Annotated in this window: 21 protein-coding genes, 1 other RNA gene and 1 pseudogene; 14 read left to right on the top strand and 9 right to left on the bottom strand. The window is 60.0% G+C overall.

Going from position 1 to position 15,709, the window contains the following annotated elements:
* Positions 1 to 7: 7 nt before the first annotated feature.
* A complete protein-coding gene (locus PF66_RS13250; RefSeq protein WP_054059755.1) occupies positions 8 to 328 on the bottom strand; it encodes a DUF883 family protein in 321 nt (106 codons plus the stop codon).
* Between the two features lie 166 nt (positions 329 to 494).
* Here PF66_RS13250 and PF66_RS13245 point away from each other — a divergent pair, with 166 nt between their 5' ends.
* Positions 495 to 749, top strand: coding sequence for a hypothetical protein (locus PF66_RS13245; RefSeq protein WP_010447072.1), 255 nt, complete (start codon positions 495 to 497; stop codon positions 747 to 749).
* Positions 750 to 758: 9 nt separating this feature from the next.
* Here PF66_RS13245 and PF66_RS13240 read toward each other — a convergent pair whose 3' ends face one another.
* Positions 759 to 1,241 (bottom strand): GreA/GreB family elongation factor, encoded by a 483-nt coding sequence (locus PF66_RS13240; protein WP_054063123.1) that lies wholly within the window; start codon positions 1,239 to 1,241, stop codon positions 759 to 761.
* A gap of 14 nt (positions 1,242 to 1,255) precedes the next feature.
* A complete protein-coding gene (locus tag PF66_RS13235) occupies positions 1,256 to 1,672 on the bottom strand; it encodes a hypothetical protein (RefSeq protein WP_054059754.1) in 417 nt (138 codons plus the stop codon).
* A 125-nt stretch (positions 1,673 to 1,797) separates the two neighbouring features.
* Between PF66_RS13235 and earP the strand changes: the two genes are divergently transcribed.
* Together earP and efp are read left to right on the top strand one after the other, a co-directional pair.
* A complete protein-coding gene (gene earP / locus PF66_RS13230; RefSeq protein WP_054062947.1) occupies positions 1,798 to 2,931 on the top strand; it encodes an elongation factor P maturation arginine rhamnosyltransferase EarP in 1,134 nt (377 codons plus the stop codon).
* A 48-nt stretch (positions 2,932 to 2,979) separates the two neighbouring features.
* On the top strand, positions 2,980 to 3,549 hold the full coding sequence (efp, locus tag PF66_RS13225; RefSeq protein WP_017905681.1) for an elongation factor P: 570 nt from the start codon (positions 2,980 to 2,982) through the stop codon (positions 3,547 to 3,549).
* A gap of 213 nt (positions 3,550 to 3,762) precedes the next feature.
* Here efp and PF66_RS13220 read toward each other — a convergent pair whose 3' ends face one another.
* From PF66_RS13220 to PF66_RS13205, 4 genes are all read right to left on the bottom strand, one after another.
* Entirely contained in the window at positions 3,763 to 4,782 is a 1,020-nt protein-coding gene (locus PF66_RS13220; RefSeq protein ID WP_054062946.1) for an alpha/beta hydrolase, read from the bottom strand.
* A 26-nt stretch (positions 4,783 to 4,808) separates the two neighbouring features.
* Complete coding sequence (locus PF66_RS13215) at positions 4,809 to 5,228, bottom strand: organic hydroperoxide resistance protein (RefSeq protein ID WP_054059751.1); 420 nt, start codon at positions 5,226 to 5,228, stop codon at positions 4,809 to 4,811.
* Positions 5,229 to 5,489: 261 nt separating this feature from the next.
* Positions 5,490 to 5,942 carry a MarR family winged helix-turn-helix transcriptional regulator gene (locus tag PF66_RS13210; protein WP_054059750.1) on the bottom strand — a complete coding sequence of 151 codons (453 nt, stop codon included), beginning with the start codon at positions 5,940 to 5,942 and terminating at the stop codon, positions 5,490 to 5,492.
* 72 nt (positions 5,943 to 6,014) lie between these two features.
* The gene (locus PF66_RS13205; RefSeq protein ID WP_054062945.1) at positions 6,015 to 6,971 is read right to left on the bottom strand and encodes a LysR family transcriptional regulator; all 957 of its coding nucleotides are present in this window, start codon (positions 6,969 to 6,971) and stop codon (positions 6,015 to 6,017) included.
* A gap of 103 nt (positions 6,972 to 7,074) precedes the next feature.
* On the opposite strand from PF66_RS13205, the gene PF66_RS13200 reads away from it, so the two are divergent.
* Positions 7,075 to 7,824: a sulfite exporter TauE/SafE family protein gene (locus PF66_RS13200; RefSeq protein WP_054063122.1), complete on the top strand. Its 750-nt coding sequence runs from the start codon at positions 7,075 to 7,077 to the stop codon at positions 7,822 to 7,824.
* Here the strand turns inward: PF66_RS13200 and PF66_RS13195 are convergent.
* Both PF66_RS13195 and PF66_RS13190 read right to left on the bottom strand, forming a co-directional pair.
* Positions 7,814 to 8,290: pseudogene (locus PF66_RS13195) on the bottom strand (LysR substrate-binding domain-containing protein); the annotation flags it as partial. The gene PF66_RS13200 and the pseudogene PF66_RS13195 sit on opposite strands and share 11 nt — an antisense overlap.
* A 185-nt stretch (positions 8,291 to 8,475) precedes the next feature.
* A complete protein-coding gene (locus tag PF66_RS13190) occupies positions 8,476 to 9,153 on the bottom strand; it encodes an XRE family transcriptional regulator (protein ID WP_054062944.1) in 678 nt (225 codons plus the stop codon).
* A gap of 239 nt (positions 9,154 to 9,392) precedes the next feature.
* On the opposite strand from PF66_RS13190, the gene PF66_RS33935 reads away from it, so the two are divergent.
* The 10 genes from PF66_RS33935 (at position 9,393) to PF66_RS32015 (ending at position 15,691) form a co-directional block, all read left to right on the top strand.
* Positions 9,393 to 9,680, top strand: coding sequence for a helix-turn-helix domain-containing protein (locus PF66_RS33935; RefSeq protein ID WP_081009845.1), 288 nt, complete (start codon positions 9,393 to 9,395; stop codon positions 9,678 to 9,680).
* Positions 9,681 to 9,724: 44 nt separating this feature from the next.
* Positions 9,725 to 11,761, top strand: a complete 2,037-nt coding sequence (locus PF66_RS13185) for a Mu transposase C-terminal domain-containing protein (RefSeq protein WP_081009844.1) — start codon at positions 9,725 to 9,727, stop codon at positions 11,759 to 11,761.
* Between the two features lie 60 nt (positions 11,762 to 11,821).
* On the top strand, positions 11,822 to 12,544 hold the full coding sequence (locus tag PF66_RS13180) for an AAA family ATPase (protein ID WP_054062943.1): 723 nt from the start codon (positions 11,822 to 11,824) through the stop codon (positions 12,542 to 12,544).
* Positions 12,544 to 13,284: a hypothetical protein gene (locus tag PF66_RS13175; RefSeq protein ID WP_054062942.1), complete on the top strand. Its 741-nt coding sequence runs from the start codon at positions 12,544 to 12,546 to the stop codon at positions 13,282 to 13,284. Before PF66_RS13180 ends, PF66_RS13175 begins: the two co-directional genes overlap by 1 nt.
* On the top strand, positions 13,284 to 13,658 hold the full coding sequence (locus tag PF66_RS32020; protein WP_081009843.1) for a hypothetical protein: 375 nt from the start codon (positions 13,284 to 13,286) through the stop codon (positions 13,656 to 13,658). The genes PF66_RS13175 and PF66_RS32020 overlap by 1 nt, the downstream gene beginning before the upstream one ends.
* Before the next feature lie 162 nt (positions 13,659 to 13,820).
* Positions 13,821 to 14,315, top strand: a complete 495-nt coding sequence (locus tag PF66_RS13165; RefSeq protein WP_054062940.1) for a hypothetical protein — start codon at positions 13,821 to 13,823, stop codon at positions 14,313 to 14,315.
* Positions 14,305 to 14,688 (top strand): hypothetical protein, encoded by a 384-nt coding sequence (locus tag PF66_RS13160; RefSeq protein WP_054062939.1) that lies wholly within the window; start codon positions 14,305 to 14,307, stop codon positions 14,686 to 14,688. Before PF66_RS13165 ends, PF66_RS13160 begins: the two co-directional genes overlap by 11 nt.
* 5 nt (positions 14,689 to 14,693) lie before the next feature.
* A complete protein-coding gene (locus PF66_RS13155; protein WP_054062938.1) occupies positions 14,694 to 15,332 on the top strand; it encodes a DUF3164 family protein in 639 nt (212 codons plus the stop codon).
* 53 nt (positions 15,333 to 15,385) lie between these two features.
* The gene (locus tag PF66_RS13150; protein WP_054062937.1) at positions 15,386 to 15,622 is read left to right on the top strand and encodes a hypothetical protein; all 237 of its coding nucleotides are present in this window, start codon (positions 15,386 to 15,388) and stop codon (positions 15,620 to 15,622) included.
* Positions 15,621 to 15,691: hammerhead ribozyme type II (locus PF66_RS32015), an RNA gene on the top strand. Before PF66_RS13150 ends, PF66_RS32015 begins: the two co-directional genes overlap by 2 nt.
* Positions 15,692 to 15,709 lie beyond the last annotated feature (18 nt).

Raw genomic sequence — 15,709 nt, 5'->3', positions numbered from 1 at the left:
GGGCCGGTCAGGAACGGCGGCCCAGCAGCAGACCGACCACCAGGCCGAACCCGGCGGAGATCGCCACGGTCTGCCAGGGGTGGCCGCCGATGTAGGTCTCGGTCGCCTCGACCACCGGACGGGTGGTTTCACGCACATGGGTGACCGAGTCCAGGGCCTGCTTGAGTTTCTGGCTGACCTGGGCGCGCAGGCTTTCACCTTCTTCGCCGACCAGTGTCGCGCTGTCCTTGAGCAGCTTTTCCGATTCCTGGATCAGCGCCTGCAACTCGCTGAAGGCCTGGTCCTTGATCTGGTCTTCGGCGGCTTGTACGGCGGATTTACGGGCCATGGCGATATTCCTTTGCAAGTGAATGAGGCTCTGAACAATGGGAGTCGAACGGAGCGGGGAAAGTTGCAAATTTTTCCTGTCACCCGTGGGGCGAGCGAAAATCCCCGGTCGGATGTTGCCAGCGACAGTGTAAGATACAGCTCTATTTGCACCGCAGGATTTTCCAATGAGCTTCAATCTGGCTAACAAGTCCCTGGCCGAGCGGGCCGCCATCGAGGATGAGAAGTCACGCCTGTTCGAACTCTGGCAGAGCAATCTGGGCAAGGCCAAGGGCGAGGCCGCGCGGCTGTTCGGCGAGCGCGCCAAGCGCAAGGGCAAGTGGGCGGAGTGGGTGCGCGCCGAGCTCGATACCCTGTCGCCGCCGGAATACACCAGCATGGTGCGCAGCGAGGTCAACCGCCTGATGGCGGCGGCCAAGTAGGGCGCGGCTTCAACTGACGCGGGTCACCCAGTAGTTTTGCCGGACCCCGGCGACGGCGATCTGCACCTCGTCACCGTCGAGCTTGCCCAGCAGCGCCTGGCCCAGGGGCGAGCGCGGGCTGATCACCGTGATCAGGTGCCCCTCCCATTCCACTTTCAAACCGGCGGCGTCCGGGGCCAGGAACAGCAATTGTTCGCTGCCGTTTTCGGCTTCGAGGGTCAGTAGGGCGCCGAGCTGGATGCCGACCTGCTCATCATAGGGGCGCAGGGGCAGTTCCCGGCAGCGCTTGAGGGCCTGACGGATCTCTTCGGTGCGCCGGGCCTGGCCGGTCGCCAGGTAGGACGCTTCCAGGCCGAGGGTGTCGTACTTGTTCTCGGCGACATTCTCTTCATGGGTGGCGGCTTCGTAGGCGGTTTGCGCCGCCCGCTGCAGGACATCGAGGTCGACCGCCAGGGTGTCGACGATGCGCTGATGAATCGCCTGCTTGTCCACGCAGCCCAACCCGTTCAATTGCAGAACTGCAGGACGTTGGCCCGGCTCTTGTCGCTGGGGGCGGTCTGGTCCTGCTGCAGCCAGAACTGGCACTTGGGGTTGGACAGGTTGCGATAGCTGTTGCGGGCCTGGTCCAGGCGCTGCTGCTCTTCGTTCTTGCGCAGGTTTTCCTTGTATTGTTCGAACATCTGCGTCGAGTCGCCCGGTGCCTGTGGCGCAGCGGGCGCGGTCGGGGCCGTGGGCTGGCCCAGTTGCCGGGCCGCATCGGCCAGGGGTGCCAGCGGCTGGGGCATGAACACCCGTGCCAGCAGCCAGGCGGTGAGGGCCAGGGCCACGAAGCCGAGCCAGATGCCCAGGGCGATGCTGCCGGTCAGTTGCAGTGGATTGAGTGTGACATACAAGCGGCGCGGCGGTTGTGGGCGATAAGGCATGGCGGCCTCCTGGCGGTTGGGTCGGTGCAGGCTGCAATTGTCCCATGAAGATTAATCGACGTGGACTCTTCTGCGCAGATGGATTTGCGCGGACAATCGACGCCTTTGCCAAACGGAGCCCTTGCATGCCGGCCAACTGGGATATTTTCTGCACCGTCGTCGACAACTACGGCGATATCGGCGTGACCTGGCGCCTGGCCCGGCAACTGGTGGCGGAGCACGGGTTGGCGGTGCGCCTGTGGGTCGACGATCTGCGTGCCTTCGAGCGGCTGTGCCCGCAGATCGATATCGACTGCCCGCGGCAGTTGCAGCAGGGGGTCGAGGTGCGCCACTGGTCGCCCGAATGGCCGCCGGTGGAGGCGGCGGATGTGGTGATCGGGGCCTTCGCCTGCCAGTTGCCCGAGGCGTACATGGAGGCGATGGCCCGGCGGTCGGTGGCCCCCGTTTGGCTGAACCTGGACTACCTGAGTGCCGAGGACTGGGTAATCGGCTGCCATGGCCTGCCGTCGCTGAAGTTCAGGCAGGTGCAGCGTTATTTCTTTTTCCCGGGATTTTTGCCGGGCACCGGCGGCCTGCTGCGCGAGGCCGGCTTGCTGGAACAGCGGCGGGCCTTTCAGGCCGATCCCGCGGCGCGGCGCGAGTTCCTGCGGGGCCTCGGGGTGGAGGTGAGTGATGGCGAGCGGCTGATTTCGCTGTTCGCCTACGAGAATCCGGCGGTGGCCGGCTGGCTCGAGGCGCTGGCGGCCGACACCCGGCCGACCCGGTTGCTGGTGCCGGAGGGCCGGGTGCTGGCGGATGTTCGGGGCTGGCTGGGTGTCTCTGGCCTGGAAGTCGGTGACAGCCAGGTACGGGGTGCGCTGACGGTACAGGTCGTGCCGTTCGTCCCCCAGCAGGACTACGATCGACTGCTGTGGAGCTGCGATTTCAACGCCATTCGCGGCGAAGACTCGTTCGTCCGGGCGCAGTGGGCCGGCCGGCCGTTGCTCTGGCATATCTATCGGCAGGAAGAGGACGTGCACCTGGAGAAGCTGGAGGCCTTTCTCGCTCTTTATACCCGTGGTTTGTCGGACTCGGCGCGCGATGCGTTCAATGGCTGGTGGCGGGCCTGGAACACCGCGGGCGACATGGCGACGGCCTGGTCGGGGCTGTTGCAATACGAGCGCGAACTGGCCGAGCACGCCGAGCGCTGGTGTCAGGAACAGGCTTCTCGGACCGATCTGTCGACAGCGCTGGTACAGTTTCGCCAAAGTTCGATATGATATGCGGCCTAGATTTTTGTACATCCCATCCAAATTCGGATATTCGCAATGAAAACTGGTAAAGAACTGAAACCCGGTACCGTGCTGCGTATCGACAACGACCCTTGGCTGGTTCAGAAGACTGAATTCACCAAGTCGGGTCGCAACAGCGCGATCATGAAGACCAAGCTGAAGAACCTGCTGACCGGTTACAAGACCGAAACCGTTTACTTTGCAGACGACAAGCTGGACGACGTCATCCTCGATCGCAAGGAAGTGACCCTGTCCTTCATCAGCGGTGACTCCTACACCTTCATGGACACCACCGACTACACCATGTACGAGCTGAACGCCGAAGACATCGACGCCGTTCTGCCGTACATCGAGGAAGGCATGCAGGACGTCTGCGCGCTGACCATGTACGAAGAGAAAGTCGTATCGGTTGAACTGCCGACCACCATCAGCCGTCAGGTTGTCTACACCGAGAACGCTGCTCGTGGCGACACCTCGGGCAAGGTCATGAAGCCTGCCAAGCTGGCCAACGGCACCGAGATCCAGGTGGCCGACTTCATCGAGATCGACGAGTGGATCGATATCGACACCCGTGACAACTCCTTCAAGGGTCGCAGCAAGAAGTAATTGCTCGATGTCACATGAAAAACCCGGAGCTTTCCGGGTTTTTTTATGCCTGTTCGCCGGGGCTTGCTTTGGGGGCAAAAAGCTTTGCAGGCAAGCCTTGCTCCTGCAGGATCCGTGGTGTCATTGAAGTTCGACTTCGACGCAGATCCTGTAGGAGCAAGGCTTGCCTGCGAACGGGCCCTCGACATCGCCGAAGGCCCACGGTGACAGCGCTTACTTCAGTTGTTGCTTGAGTTCCCCGGAGGCCTGCAGCAGGGCCGAGCGGACTTCCGGTACCTGGCTGACCACGTTGAGCAGGCCGAAGTCGTGGATCATGCCGTTGTAGCGTACGCTGGTCACCGGCACGCCGGCTTCATCCAGCTTGCGCCCGTAGGCCTCGCCCTCGTCGCGCAGCACGTCGGCCCCGGCGGTCTGGATCAGCGCCGGCGGCAGGCCCTTGAGTTGTGCCGTGGTGGCCCGCAGCGGCGAAGCGTAGATCTCGTTGCGCTGCGCGGCATCGGTGGTGTAGTTGTCCCAGAACCACTTCATCATGTTCTTGCTGAGGAAGTGACCCTCGGCATACTGGTTGTAGGACGCCGTCTCGAAACTGGCATCGGTCACCGGCCACAGCAGCAGCTGGAACCTGATCGCCGGTGTGCCCTTGTCCTTGGCCATCAGGCTGACCACGGCCGCCATGTTGCCGCCGACGCTGTTGCCGGCCACCGCCAGGCGCTTGCCGTCGACACCGATTTCCTTGCCATGCTCGGCGACCCATTTCGTCGCGGCATAGGCCTGGTTGATCGCCGTGGGGTAGTGGGCCTCGGGGGACGGCGTGTAGTTGACGAATACCGCGGCCGCTCCGGAACCCACCACCAGGTCGCGCACCAACCGTTCATGGGTGGGGAAGTCCCCCAGCACCCAGCCGCCACCGTGGAAGTACATGAACACGGGCAAGGTGCCCTTGACTCCGGCCGGCCGGACAATGGTCAGTTGCAGCGGCTGGCCGTCGACCTGGATGGTCTTCTGGCTGATGTCGGTGCGCGGCAGGGTCAGTTTCACCCCCGACTGCGCGCCGGACAGCACGGCGCGGGCCTCGGTTGGCGTCATCTGTTCCATCGGCTTGCCGGTACCGGCATTCAGTGCATCGAGAAACGCCTGGGTGTTGTGCTCGATACCGGCGTTTTCGGCGGCGAACGCTCCCTGGACGGACAGCGCGAGCAGAGTACCGGTCAGGACCTTGCTGAAAGTGTTCATGTACGACTCCTTGGTGGGCGGTTCGGTCAGACGGTGACGTGCAGGCGGACGTCGACGTTGCCACGGGTGGCGTTGGAGTACGGGCAGACCTGGTGGGCTGCATCGACCAGGCTCTGTGCGTCAGCCTGTTCCAGGCCTGGCAGGCTGATGTGCAGGTCGATGTCCAGGCCGAAACCGCCAGGGATCTGGCCGATGCCGACATGGGCGGTGATCGAGGCGTCAGCCGGGATCTGCCGCTTGCTCTGGCTGGCGACGAACTTCAGGGCGCCGATGAAGCAGGCCGAGTAGCCGGCGGCGAACAGTTGCTCGGGGTTGGTGGCTGCACCACCGGCACCGCCGAGTTCCTTCGGCGTGGCGAGTTTCACGTCGAGGATGTTGTCGCTGGAAATCGCACGGCCATCACGGCCACCGGTGGCGGTTGCAACTGCGGTATAGAGAGCTTTCATGGTAGACCTCGTCATTTCAGATGATTGATTTGCGCTAAATGTTTGCGCGCTAACTAAGTACGGTTTAAATGTACTGCGCAAATATTTAGCGTGCAAGATAAATTTTCAAAAAAATTGCTCGCAGGCTTTGGGGCCGTCCGGGAGCAGCGGCGCTACGAGTGAAATTGTCGCGGCAGCCGAACGCGTCGGCTTGTATGCCAGTGCTGTGTTTGGGGGGAGGCAGCGGTGACGGGCGGGCTCGCCACCGTGGGGGGAGTGGGCCTAGAGGCTGTCCTGCAGATGGCCGCGCAGGGCGAGCAGTTCGGCCTGCAGGGCGCGCAGGCGCTCCATGGAGCCGCCGCCGGCGGCCAGGATGCATTGCGGAATGCCCCGGGCCTTGTCGCGCAGGGCGCGGCCGGCGTCGGTCAGTTCGATGATGACCACGCGTTCATCCTCCTTGCTGCGGGTCCGGCTCAACAGCCCTTCGGCCTCGAGCCGCTTGAGCAGCGGGGTCAGCGAGCCGGGATCGGTCAGCAGCCTGTTGCTGATTTCACCTACGGTCAGGCGGTCCTGTTCCCAGAGTACGATCATCGCCAGGTATTGTGGATAAGTCAGGTTCAACGCCTGGAGCAAGGGTTTGTAGACCTTGGTCATCAACAATGAGGTGGAGTGCAGGGCAAAGCACACCTGATTGTCCAGGAGCAGGTCGTCACAGTTGTCGGTAGTGCTGTTCATCACTGAAGCCTTGTGTGTCACGTCTGTTGAATCTAGCGGGCGAATCTTTAATGCGCCAGGGAATTTTCCCCGTCAGTGCCGTCCCAGTCCGCTTTGCAGGGCCAGGTCCCAGGGCGGGATCGGGCTGAAGCGGCTCTTGAGGAACTCCAGCAGCAGGCGGCTGCGGGAGTTGGCCGGCTGATCCAGGCGCAACGCATAGATGCCGGAGGTTTCCGGCTTTGGCAGGCCGTTGTCGCAAAACAGTGGCAGCAGTTCTCCACGCAACAGGTACTCGCTGCTGAGCCAGGTCGGCAGGTGGGCCACGCCCAGGCCGCTCAGGGCGCCGGACAGCAGGGCCTCGGCGTTGTTGGAGGTCATGCGGATCCGCGACGGGCGGTGCAGTTGCATCTGGCCGTCCTGCTCGAAGCGCCAGGCCATCGGCGGCGCGAGGGCATCCCAGTCGAGGCCGTCGTGCCGGCCCAGGTCGTCGGGGCGCAGGGGCGTACCGCGTGCCTTGAGATAGGCCGGGCTGGCGCAGGCGATACGCACGATGCTGGCCAGGGGAGTGGCGACCAGGCGGGTGTCGGCCATCTGGCCGGCCCGTAGCACCAGGTCGACCTTGCCCAGGTTGGAGCCCTGCATGTCGACGAAACTGTCGATCAGGTGCAGTTGCACATCGAGCCCCGGGTATTCGACCAGGAAATCGGCGATGGCCGGGGCCAGGTGACGGCGGCCGAAGGCGGCGGGAGCGTCGATGCGGATCAGGCCTTCCGGGGCGTTGCTCAGCGATACCGCTTCGGCCCGGGCCAGGCGCAGTTCGGCGACGATCCGCCGGGCCCGTTCGGCAAACGCCAGCCCGGCGGGGGTGGCCCTTACCGCATGGGTGCTGCGGATGAACAGGCGCGAGCCGACCGAGGCTTCCAGGCTGTCGATCCGCCGGGCCACCGCCGAGGGCGTCAGCGGGTGGCGCCGGGACGCGGCGGAGAAGCTGCCGGCTTCCAGGACATCGAGAAACAGGCCGAGTTGATCGGTGAGGCTGGTAGGGTTCATGAACTTTGCCTGTGCGTAATTGGCAAAGCCATTGTGCGTTGTTGTGCGTTTCCGTGCCAGAGCCGACTGCGTAGCATGCAGTCCATCGAGCTGGGAGGTGGTTGTGATTGAGTTGATCGAGTATCTGCTGCTGGGGGTGACGATGGGGGCCGTGGGCGGCCTTTTCGGGATCGGCGGCGGCCTGATCGCGATTCCGGTGCTGGGTATCCTGTTCGGCCTGGATCAGCAGATGGCCCAGGGCACGGCCCTGGTCATGGTGGTGCCGAACGTGGTGCTGGCCTTGTACCGCTATCACCAGCGCAACCGTATCCAGTTGAAACACGCCCTGCCCCTGGTGGTGACGAGTTTCTGCTTCGCCTGGTTCGGTGCGCTGTGGGCGGTAGGCCTGGAACCGCGCAGCATGCGTCTGTGTTTTGTCGGCTTCCTGCTGGCGTTGGCGGTGTTCTACCTGGTGCGGTCGTTCATGGCGCCCTCCGCGGTATCGGCGCAGATGCGCCATCCCTGGCCGTGGCTGGCCGTGCTGGGCGCCGGTTCCGGGGCCATGGGCGGGCTGTTCGGGGTTGGTGGCGCCGTGGTGGCGACGCCGTTCCTGACCATCGTCTTCGGTACTTCACAGGTGGTGGCCCAGGGCCTGTCGCTGGCCCTGGCGCTGCCCAGCACCGGCGTGACCCTGGTGACCTACGCCGTGCACAACGAAGTGGACTGGCGCATGGGCATCCCGATGGCCGTTGGCGGCCTGCTGAGTATCAGCTGGGGCGTGAAAATGGCCTATGCCCTGCCAGAGAGGGTGTTGCGCGCGTTGTTCTGTCTCTACCTGGTGATTGGCGCGCTGCTGCTCGGCTTCAAGGCTTGAAGCCTTCGATGATGTGCTCGGCCAGGCATTCGGTGATCGGCGAGGGCTTGTTCGGGTGGCGCACCAGCATGATGTTGAGCAGGGGCAACTGCGGCAGGCCCTCGGCTTCGCCGAGAATGCGCCAGTCCTGGGGGACCAGGCTTTCCAGTTGGGCGGTCATCGCCAGCCCGACATTCACCACCGCCATGATCGTCGACAGGCTCGGGCAGTTGTAGGCCAGCCGGTAGTCGCGGCCACGGGCATCGAGGGCATTGCAGGCCCATTGCGTGCAGAAGCAGGTCATGCCGTCCATCGCCAGCGGCAGCGGATTCTGCTCATGGATCGCCGCGTTCTGCGCCTCGGCCCAGACCAGGCGTTCCTGGCGCAGCAACTGGCCGACTTCGTCGCCGGGCTTGCGGGTGACGATGGTCAGGTCCAGGTCCTGGCGCAGCAGCAACTGCGTGGAGGATTCGCAGTTCACTGTGAGGGGGTGTTGTGTATGGCACTAAGCGAAAGGGAGAGGGAAGAAGCGGGAAGAGGCCGGAAAAGCCCGGAAAGACTAGGGCTAGAGGTAATCAAGGCATGATTATGAGTGCCAAAGAGGCGCGAAGAGAGAAAATGTAGTGGAAGAGAAAAGAGCCCGTGTTTAGCGGGCTCTTTGGCATCCAGGCCTCAAATCATCCAACCGCCTGCCCAGACTACACGGCCGATGATGTGTAACGTACTCAGCCGGCCTGGCGGGACTGTCATTGCTTCGTATGCTGAATTGGCGCTGATGATCTTGACGCCCCCATCATAGAGCCGTTGCAGCCGCTTGGCGTAGAGCAGGTCATCCAGGCGGATTACATAGAACGCCTCGCCCTGGAGCACATTACGGCTGAGGTCAACCATGACCGTATCCCCGTCACCCAGGATCGGTTCGTTTGAGTCGCCATCCACTCTCACCGCTGCAAGTGTCTCCGGTGAAAGCCCCTTCTTGCGCAGGCTGTAGCGCGTAAATGCCAGTTTCGTGAGTACACGCGCCCCATCGGTCCACGAGCCATGGCCTTGGCTGATGTGGGCGTCGTAGAGAGGGATGTACGCGTACACGTCATCTTCTGTTGCTGCGTCAGTGGCCACTTGGCGGAGCTTGCCCGTTGCAAGCCACTCAATATCAGCCTCAACAGCATGCGCAATCGACACTAGGCGAGACACCTTGGGCTCACTCTCGCCGTTCAGATACGACTCCAGCGTGCTTCTAGGTATCCCTGTCCTACGGGATAGCTCTTCACCGCTCCCTGCTCGGCCTGCGCAGGTTCTGATGCGCTCTCCCAAGGCCTTGGCGAATGCCTGGATATCAGTCTCGGACATTTCGGTTTCCAGTGAGGGGAAAGCGAAATGCCGTTTATCGGGCAATCCGAAATTTCGCTTTCCGAAAAACTGTTTATAAAACAATGAATTGCGTCATTTTCCGTAATGGCAATGCCAAAAAACGGCTAAGAATCTTCTGTTTTCTGTTGTCATGCTTTCTGAAAACGACTAGCTTATTCACAAGGGAACGTTAGAACCCTCAAAAAAACCACCTTTTTCAGTGGCTATGGATACAGAAAATGAAACCAGCTAACGGAATTCCGAAGGATCCGGCACTGCGTTGGGAGTGGATCAAGTTCCAGCTCCGCGCTCACGGCACCTCCCTGTCGAAGCTTGCCCGACAGCTAGGCGTCGAACGTAACGCCCTGCACAACGTAAAGCGTGGTCCTTATCCAAGGATGGAGACGGCCATTGCCAAAGCTATCGGGCTCAAGCCTGAGCAGGTTTGGCCTGACCGCTGGAATAGCGACGGCACTCCTAACAGGCAACGAAGCGCTCGTAGCGAGCCACCTTCGGAAAACGGCTAGAAGTCTAACGCTTATTACCAAGAACACATAACAGGTTCGGATAGATGAACAATCAACTTGGCTGGTTCACCGCCCGCGAGCTTGCGGGGTTGCCAGGTATGCCCGGCACAGAAAGGGCAATCCAGATCCGTGGAAAAGCGGACTGGGAAGGCCGTAAACGTGCTGGCACCAAGGCCATCGAGTACCGCTTCGCCGATCTGCCTGGGGAAACCCAAGCAGCAATCTTGGCTAGGTCCGTTGCTCAGCGCAGTGATGACGACCAGCCGGTGGGTTCCGCCCTCGAAACTGATGAGCGCAGCGAGAAAACATCATCCCGGCTCAACGACAAGCAGCGCACAGTCATGTTGGCTCGATTGGCCTTCTGCCGTGAAATCGAACGTCTGATGGAGTTCGTTTCACAGAAAACTGCCATCGATACGCTAGTCAAGCACGCTCTGTACGATGAGCTTTCGCCTTACCTGCAAGAGCGCGTCGAGCTGGCAAATGACCGGAAAACTGAAGGCCGTGCCCTATCTGAACGCACCCTCAAACGGTGGCTTTCAGCTTGGCGCTCGGCAGGCCGAGACGAAATGGCACTTGCCCCATTGCGTCAGCGCGCAAATATGGACATTCCTGATTGGGCTACAGCGTTTCTGCGGTGCTATCAGCGGCCAACTAAACCGAGTGTCGCCGCAAGCTATGCCGAGTTTTCAGTTGCTTGGAAAGGGCAACGTCCTAGCATTCATGCGGTTCAGCGATTTTTGAAAAAACTATCGCCAGAGGCCCTGAATGTTGGGCGTATGAGCCCGCAGGAACTCAAATCACTGAAGCCATTCCGCCGACGCTCCACCAAGAACTTGTTCCCTGGTGACGTGTATACCGCCGACGGCCACAAGTTCGATGCTGAAGTCATCAACCCGCTGACAGGAAAGCCGTACAGGCCAGAAATCACAACGGTTCTGGACGTGGCTACACGTCGCGTTGTCGGTATCTCTGTTGGCGAAGCCGAGTCTGCAATTGGGGTTCTGGATGCCCTGAGGGATGCGGTGCGCAAGTGCATGTTTGGCATCTTTTATGTCGACAACGGCTCTGGCTTTGATAACGACATGGTCCGCGAAGTAGTCGACCGGCTCGGCGGAACTATGCAGCACTCGATTCCTTACAACAGCCAGGCTCGCGGCTTGAGTGAACGTGGGCACCAGACCATATGGGTTCGAGCGGCTAAAAAACTGACGAGTTACATCGGGGCCGACATGGATAAGCACGCGGGAACCCGCGTGCACCGTCTTGGGCGAAAGCAACTCCGGGAGCAAGGTGCCACGCGATTGATGCCTACCTTCGCAGAGTTTATGGCCGGCATCGAGAACGAAATTGAGACTTACAACAGGACCCCCCATCGGGGTTTGAAAAAGTTTCGTGACCCTCTTACTGGAGTTCAGCGCTATCCGAGCCCAGATGAAGCGTGGCAGTCGGCGATTGAGCTGGGCTGGAAACCAATGGTTGCAACACCGGAAATGGTTGAGTCGCTGATGCGCCCGCAGGTGGTCAGGAAGACCCATCGCGGGGAAATCCAGTGGCTGAACGAGACATATTTCCTCGACGACCTACGGGCATTGCACGGACAAGAAATACGGTTGGCATACGACGTTAGAGATGCTGCACGTGTTTGGGCATACGCGTTAGACGGTGAGTTGATCGGCGAAGCGCTGTTGGATGGTAATGCTGCGGATTACATGCCGATGAGCCTGGTCGAGCGGAGCAGGGCCAAGCGTGAGCAGGGGCAAGTCAAGCGCTCGATGGACAAGCTTGAAACGTTGACGGGTCACCGCGTGGAAATGATTGCTCCAACCAGTCGACCGTCGGCAACCCTAAGTCATGAGCAACTGACGATAGCTCAAGAGTACGCCCAGGCCTTGGAACAGGACCTACCGAAGTTTGTTGTTCCAAGCGATGACGTCGCCCGGTATCGGCTGTGGATGAAGCTCGATGAGCGCGTGAAGTCAGGGGAAGAATTGAGCGCTGATGAAGCCAGGTGGTGGGAGTTGTATCCCGACCACCCGGACTTCACAGCGATGCAAGAAGTGTTTCAACGCGTGGGGTGAGTCCCGCGCTTTACAGCAGTAAACGAGCCTGCCAGCTCGTCTTTAAGGAGAGACAACACAATGAGTGTAACCAAAATCGTTCCATTGACCAATGTGGGCTTGCTTGCCGGTGCGATCAAGCGTGCCAAGAACCGACCGGCCGGGCTGCCCGGCGTTGTAACAATGTATGGCCCTAGCGGATTCGGCAAGAGCGCCGCAGCAGCCTTTGCAGCGAATATGCACCGTGCCTATTACGTGGAGTGCCGTGATACCTGGAGCAAAAAGGCATTTCTACAATCAGTGCTACGGGAGATGTCAGTACATCCTTCCCGGACAATGTCGGAAATGGTTGACCAGATCGCGGTGCAGCTCACGGCATCAGACCGCCCGTTGATTATTGACGATGTTCAATATCTGCTCGACAAGGCCGCAGCGAACGTTCTCACGGATATCTACAACGCGAGCCAAGGAACAATTGTTCTCATTGGCGAAGAACGTGTCCCGGCATCTCTGTCGAAGTTGGAACGTCTACATAACCGCGTTCTGGAGTGGGTTCCTGCACAGGCTGCGACCCTGGATGATTTGAAGCAACTAGCCACCGCCAGCTATCCAGATCTGAAAATCGAAGACGATTTGCTTATGGACCTTAACCGGGCTACGGGTGGCTGCCTTCGCCGTGCGGCAGTCAATTTGTACCGGGTTCAGTCGGAAGCTGGAGCGCGTATGTTGAAGAAGGTCGACCTTGCCGCTTGGGGATCGCGTGGATGGGACAACGGTGAGGCTCCCGCCCGGAGGACTCGCTAATGGGTAAGTCGACTCAGCTACGTTTGATTGGCGGTAAAGAACCTCGCCAGTTTATGTGGGAGGCTGTCCGGGATAATCGTAATGGTTTTACCGCCAATGCCATTGCCCGAATCTCTGGGCAAACTGAAGGCAGCGTAAAAACTTACATCCGAGCACTCAATAAAGCCGCCCTCATTGAGTTGGTGGATGGTGAGGGGGAGTTCGGCGACCACCGATGGCGTCTTGTTCGCGACGAGGGGGCAGAACACCCAAGGGTAAACGTTGCAGGTAAGCGCACCAACCACGGCGCCGGTCTGGAGAATTTGTGGCGCACCCTTCGCATCATGGGGGGGGAGATGACCGCAGCTCAAGCGGCCGAGATGGCTAGCGTCGGTGAAGTTAAAGTCGCTCAGGCTTATGCGCTCAACTACTTCTGGTCCTTGGCTCGTGCTGGGTACCTGATTAAAAGTGATACCGAAGGCCAAGGCCCAGCGACGTTTAGGCTCAAACCTGAGTTCTCGTCTGGTCCGCGTCATCCAATTATTCAGCGTACTACTTCGATGCAAGTATTCGATCCGAACCTGAATAGGGTGACTTTCTCCAGTGTTGAGGCAGGTGGCGTGTCAGGAGAGTCCTCTCCGTCAAATGATATGCAGGAGCAGAACGCCAGGTTGAAAAAATTGCTGGCCGAGTTTCTGGCGAAAGGTCTTAACGGACCGGACCCCGAACTCTTGCAGCGGGCTGAACTGGAGTTGGCGTGATGAGCCAGGTTGATATTTCGAGTTGGGGAAGTAATCCGCCGTTGTTCATTCGCCTGCTGGCGGCTGAAGTTGGTGAAACAAACCATACGCGGGCAGCAGAGCGTGTTGGTATCAGTCGTACAGCGGTCAGCCTGGTGCTCAAAAATAAGTACAGCAGCCCCAGCACCAAAGGTGTTGAACGCCGAGTGATTGAAGCACTTGGGCGGATTGATTGTGTCGCCTTGGGGGAGGTGCTGACGATAGAGAAGTGCCAAAACTATCGCGAAAGGTCGGCACCCACTCATAACCCGCAGGCAATGATGCACTGGCGAGCGTGTCAGCACTGCCCCAACAACCCCAATTGTGCAGGTGTCGGAAATGCAACTGTCCACTGAGATTGTTCAGCCTCAATTGCCTGTCGTTCAGATTTATATCTCCGGTCGGAGCTTGATTCGGCTCTATATAGGAGAGCGGTGCGTCGGGTTTTCTGAAACATACAAGTTTGCCAAGATCCGCGCGGACGAACTTGCGAAAGTGCAAAAACGGAGGGTGCAGTGATGCGTACTCGATGCCCTAACTGTGGAACGACACTTAGCCTGGACGCGCTGATTGCGCATGACGGCGCCCGTGACGCGTTGGGTGCGGCGTTCAAGTTGTCCGGCCAGCTCGGCAACGCCCTGGTGCGTTATGTTGGCCTGTTTCGACCTGAGACGCGTGAGCTGACGATGGACCGAGTCGGGAAGTTGCTCAACGAGCTGCTGCCAGACGTTCAGGCCCAGCGCATCGAGCGCAACGGGATTGTGTTCAACGCACCATCAGCCTGCTGGGTATGGGCGATTGAACAAACGCTGGCAGCTCGGGACTCTGGCCGGCTGACGACGCCTCTCAAGGGCCACGGATGGCTGTACCAGGTCATGAGCCAGTGGCAAGGCGAATCGACTTCAGTCGCCATCTTGCCTGACCCAAGCATGAGCAAGCCTCTCTTGGCCGCCAGGCCGAGCCAGACAACGGCAGCTCTGGCCGCATTGCAGGGGCGATTGAATGGCGGGTGACTGGCTAGAGCGCGAGGTGATCGCCGGGCTTTCGGGGTTAGTTGCTCTACGCCTCGACGGTGCACCTGCTGCCGACGCCATTACCCTCACGCTCGATGTCTGGATGGTGGCCTTGAGAAAGGCAAGGCGCTGGACCGACGAAACGGATGCAAAACGAATCAGGGCCGCATTTGAAACATTGTTTGCAAGTTGTGAGAGGTGGCCCGCACCGGCCGCTTTGATCAGAGAAATACCGACTCGGGAGGACCGGCAGGCATTGCCTAAACCGGAACTAACAGAGTCACAGCGCGCAGAAGGTCGGCGCCGGATCGGGGAGATCCTGGACGGCCTGAAGCAGCGTAATCCCAAGTTTGAAACGAATATGGAGCAGTAAAGAGCATGGTTATTCCAGACGGTTTTCGCAAAGACGCAAAGGGACATCTGGTCCCGCTCGACTTGATCAAGCCTATCGACCTGGCACGTGATCAGTTGGTAACTGAAATTGTTGATAAGGCAAAGGTACTTTCCCAGGCGCTCGCCGCTTTCAAAGCATCGGCTTTTGGTGACATCAAGGCATTCGTCGATATGTCTGCCGAGCAGTACAACGCAGCGATTGGCGGCAAAAAAGGCAATGTAACGCTGTTGACGTTTGACGGTCGTTACAAAGTCATTCACGCAGTCCAGGACTCGATTAAGTTTGACGAGCGCCTGCAAGCTGCCCGCGCCCTGATCGATGAGTGCGCAGCAGAGTGGACCCAGGATGCACGCAGTGAAGTTCGCGTCCTGGTCAATGAAGCTTTCCGCACCGACAAGTCGGGCGAGATCAGCACCGGCCGGGTGCTGGGGTTGCGCAGGCTAGATATTAAGGACGGACGATGGCAGCGCGCGATGCAGGCCATTGGTGAGGCTGTCCAGGTGGTTGGTTCCAAGAGCTATATCCGGGTGTATGAGCGGATTGGCGACTCAGATCAGTACGCGGCTATCCCTCTGGATATCGCGAGTATCTTCGCGGCAACTCTGCCATCGACATTGCACTGACCCGTCGCCCATCAAACATCAAAAACCAATACACCACAGCAGGAATCATCAGAATGGCAAAGTTCCATCTCACCATCGAAGACAGCGCCGATGGCGTCTCTATCTCTCTCGATAACGCGGTCCAACTGGACAACAGCCGCGCCGGCCAAATCGTCTCTGCAATGCTTAAAGGCGCCCGGTTCATCGACCGAATCCCATTGAGCGGCACCACTCGCCATCTCGGCCCTTGCACTTGCGAGGTCTGCGAGGCGATGCGCGAGAAACTGGCCCTCAACCCGACCATTCACTAAGCGAAACAGCCTCGGGCAACCGGGGCTGTCTACCCGGTGTGGCGTCCGGGTACTGATGAGCTGCCTAGGAAGTTGAGGGGAAAGGAG

Source organism: Pseudomonas asplenii (genome assembly GCF_001293465.1).
In the GTDB taxonomy this organism is placed as follows: domain Bacteria; phylum Pseudomonadota; class Gammaproteobacteria; order Pseudomonadales; family Pseudomonadaceae; genus Aquipseudomonas; species Aquipseudomonas fuscovaginae_B.
The sequence above is the reverse complement of the archived record's forward strand: the minus strand, read 5'-3'. Positions and strand labels throughout refer to the sequence as shown.

Bases quoted from the DNA above. Each gene is read 5' to 3' on its own strand.
- PF66_RS13250 (WP_054059755.1), bottom strand. From the start codon at position 328: ATGGCCCGTAAATCCGCCGTACAAGCCGCCGAAGACCAGATCAAGGAC.
- PF66_RS13245 (WP_010447072.1), top strand. From the start codon at position 495: ATGAGCTTCAATCTGGCTAACAAGTCCCTGGCCGAGCGGGCCGCCATC.
- PF66_RS13235 (WP_054059754.1), bottom strand. From the start codon at position 1,672: ATGCCTTATCGCCCACAACCGCCGCGCCGCTTGTATGTCACACTCAAT.
- earP (WP_054062947.1), top strand. From the start codon at position 1,798: ATGCCGGCCAACTGGGATATTTTCTGCACCGTCGTCGACAACTACGGC.
- efp (WP_017905681.1), top strand. From the start codon at position 2,980: ATGAAAACTGGTAAAGAACTGAAACCCGGTACCGTGCTGCGTATCGAC.
- PF66_RS13220 (WP_054062946.1), bottom strand. From the start codon at position 4,782: ATGAACACTTTCAGCAAGGTCCTGACCGGTACTCTGCTCGCGCTGTCC.
- PF66_RS13215 (WP_054059751.1), bottom strand. From the start codon at position 5,228: ATGAAAGCTCTCTATACCGCAGTTGCAACCGCCACCGGTGGCCGTGAT.
- PF66_RS13210 (WP_054059750.1), bottom strand. From the start codon at position 5,942: ATGAACAGCACTACCGACAACTGTGACGACCTGCTCCTGGACAATCAG.
- PF66_RS13205 (WP_054062945.1), bottom strand. From the start codon at position 6,971: ATGAACCCTACCAGCCTCACCGATCAACTCGGCCTGTTTCTCGATGTC.
- PF66_RS13190 (WP_054062944.1), bottom strand. From the start codon at position 9,153: ATGTCCGAGACTGATATCCAGGCATTCGCCAAGGCCTTGGGAGAGCGC.
- PF66_RS33935 (WP_081009845.1), top strand. From the start codon at position 9,393: ATGAAACCAGCTAACGGAATTCCGAAGGATCCGGCACTGCGTTGGGAG.
- PF66_RS13185 (WP_081009844.1), top strand. From the start codon at position 9,725: ATGAACAATCAACTTGGCTGGTTCACCGCCCGCGAGCTTGCGGGGTTG.
- PF66_RS13180 (WP_054062943.1), top strand. From the start codon at position 11,822: ATGAGTGTAACCAAAATCGTTCCATTGACCAATGTGGGCTTGCTTGCC.
- PF66_RS13175 (WP_054062942.1), top strand. From the start codon at position 12,544: ATGGGTAAGTCGACTCAGCTACGTTTGATTGGCGGTAAAGAACCTCGC.
- PF66_RS32020 (WP_081009843.1), top strand. From the start codon at position 13,284: ATGAGCCAGGTTGATATTTCGAGTTGGGGAAGTAATCCGCCGTTGTTC.
- PF66_RS13165 (WP_054062940.1), top strand. From the start codon at position 13,821: ATGCGTACTCGATGCCCTAACTGTGGAACGACACTTAGCCTGGACGCG.
- PF66_RS13160 (WP_054062939.1), top strand. From the start codon at position 14,305: ATGGCGGGTGACTGGCTAGAGCGCGAGGTGATCGCCGGGCTTTCGGGG.
- PF66_RS13155 (WP_054062938.1), top strand. From the start codon at position 14,694: ATGGTTATTCCAGACGGTTTTCGCAAAGACGCAAAGGGACATCTGGTC.
- PF66_RS13150 (WP_054062937.1), top strand. From the start codon at position 15,386: ATGGCAAAGTTCCATCTCACCATCGAAGACAGCGCCGATGGCGTCTCT.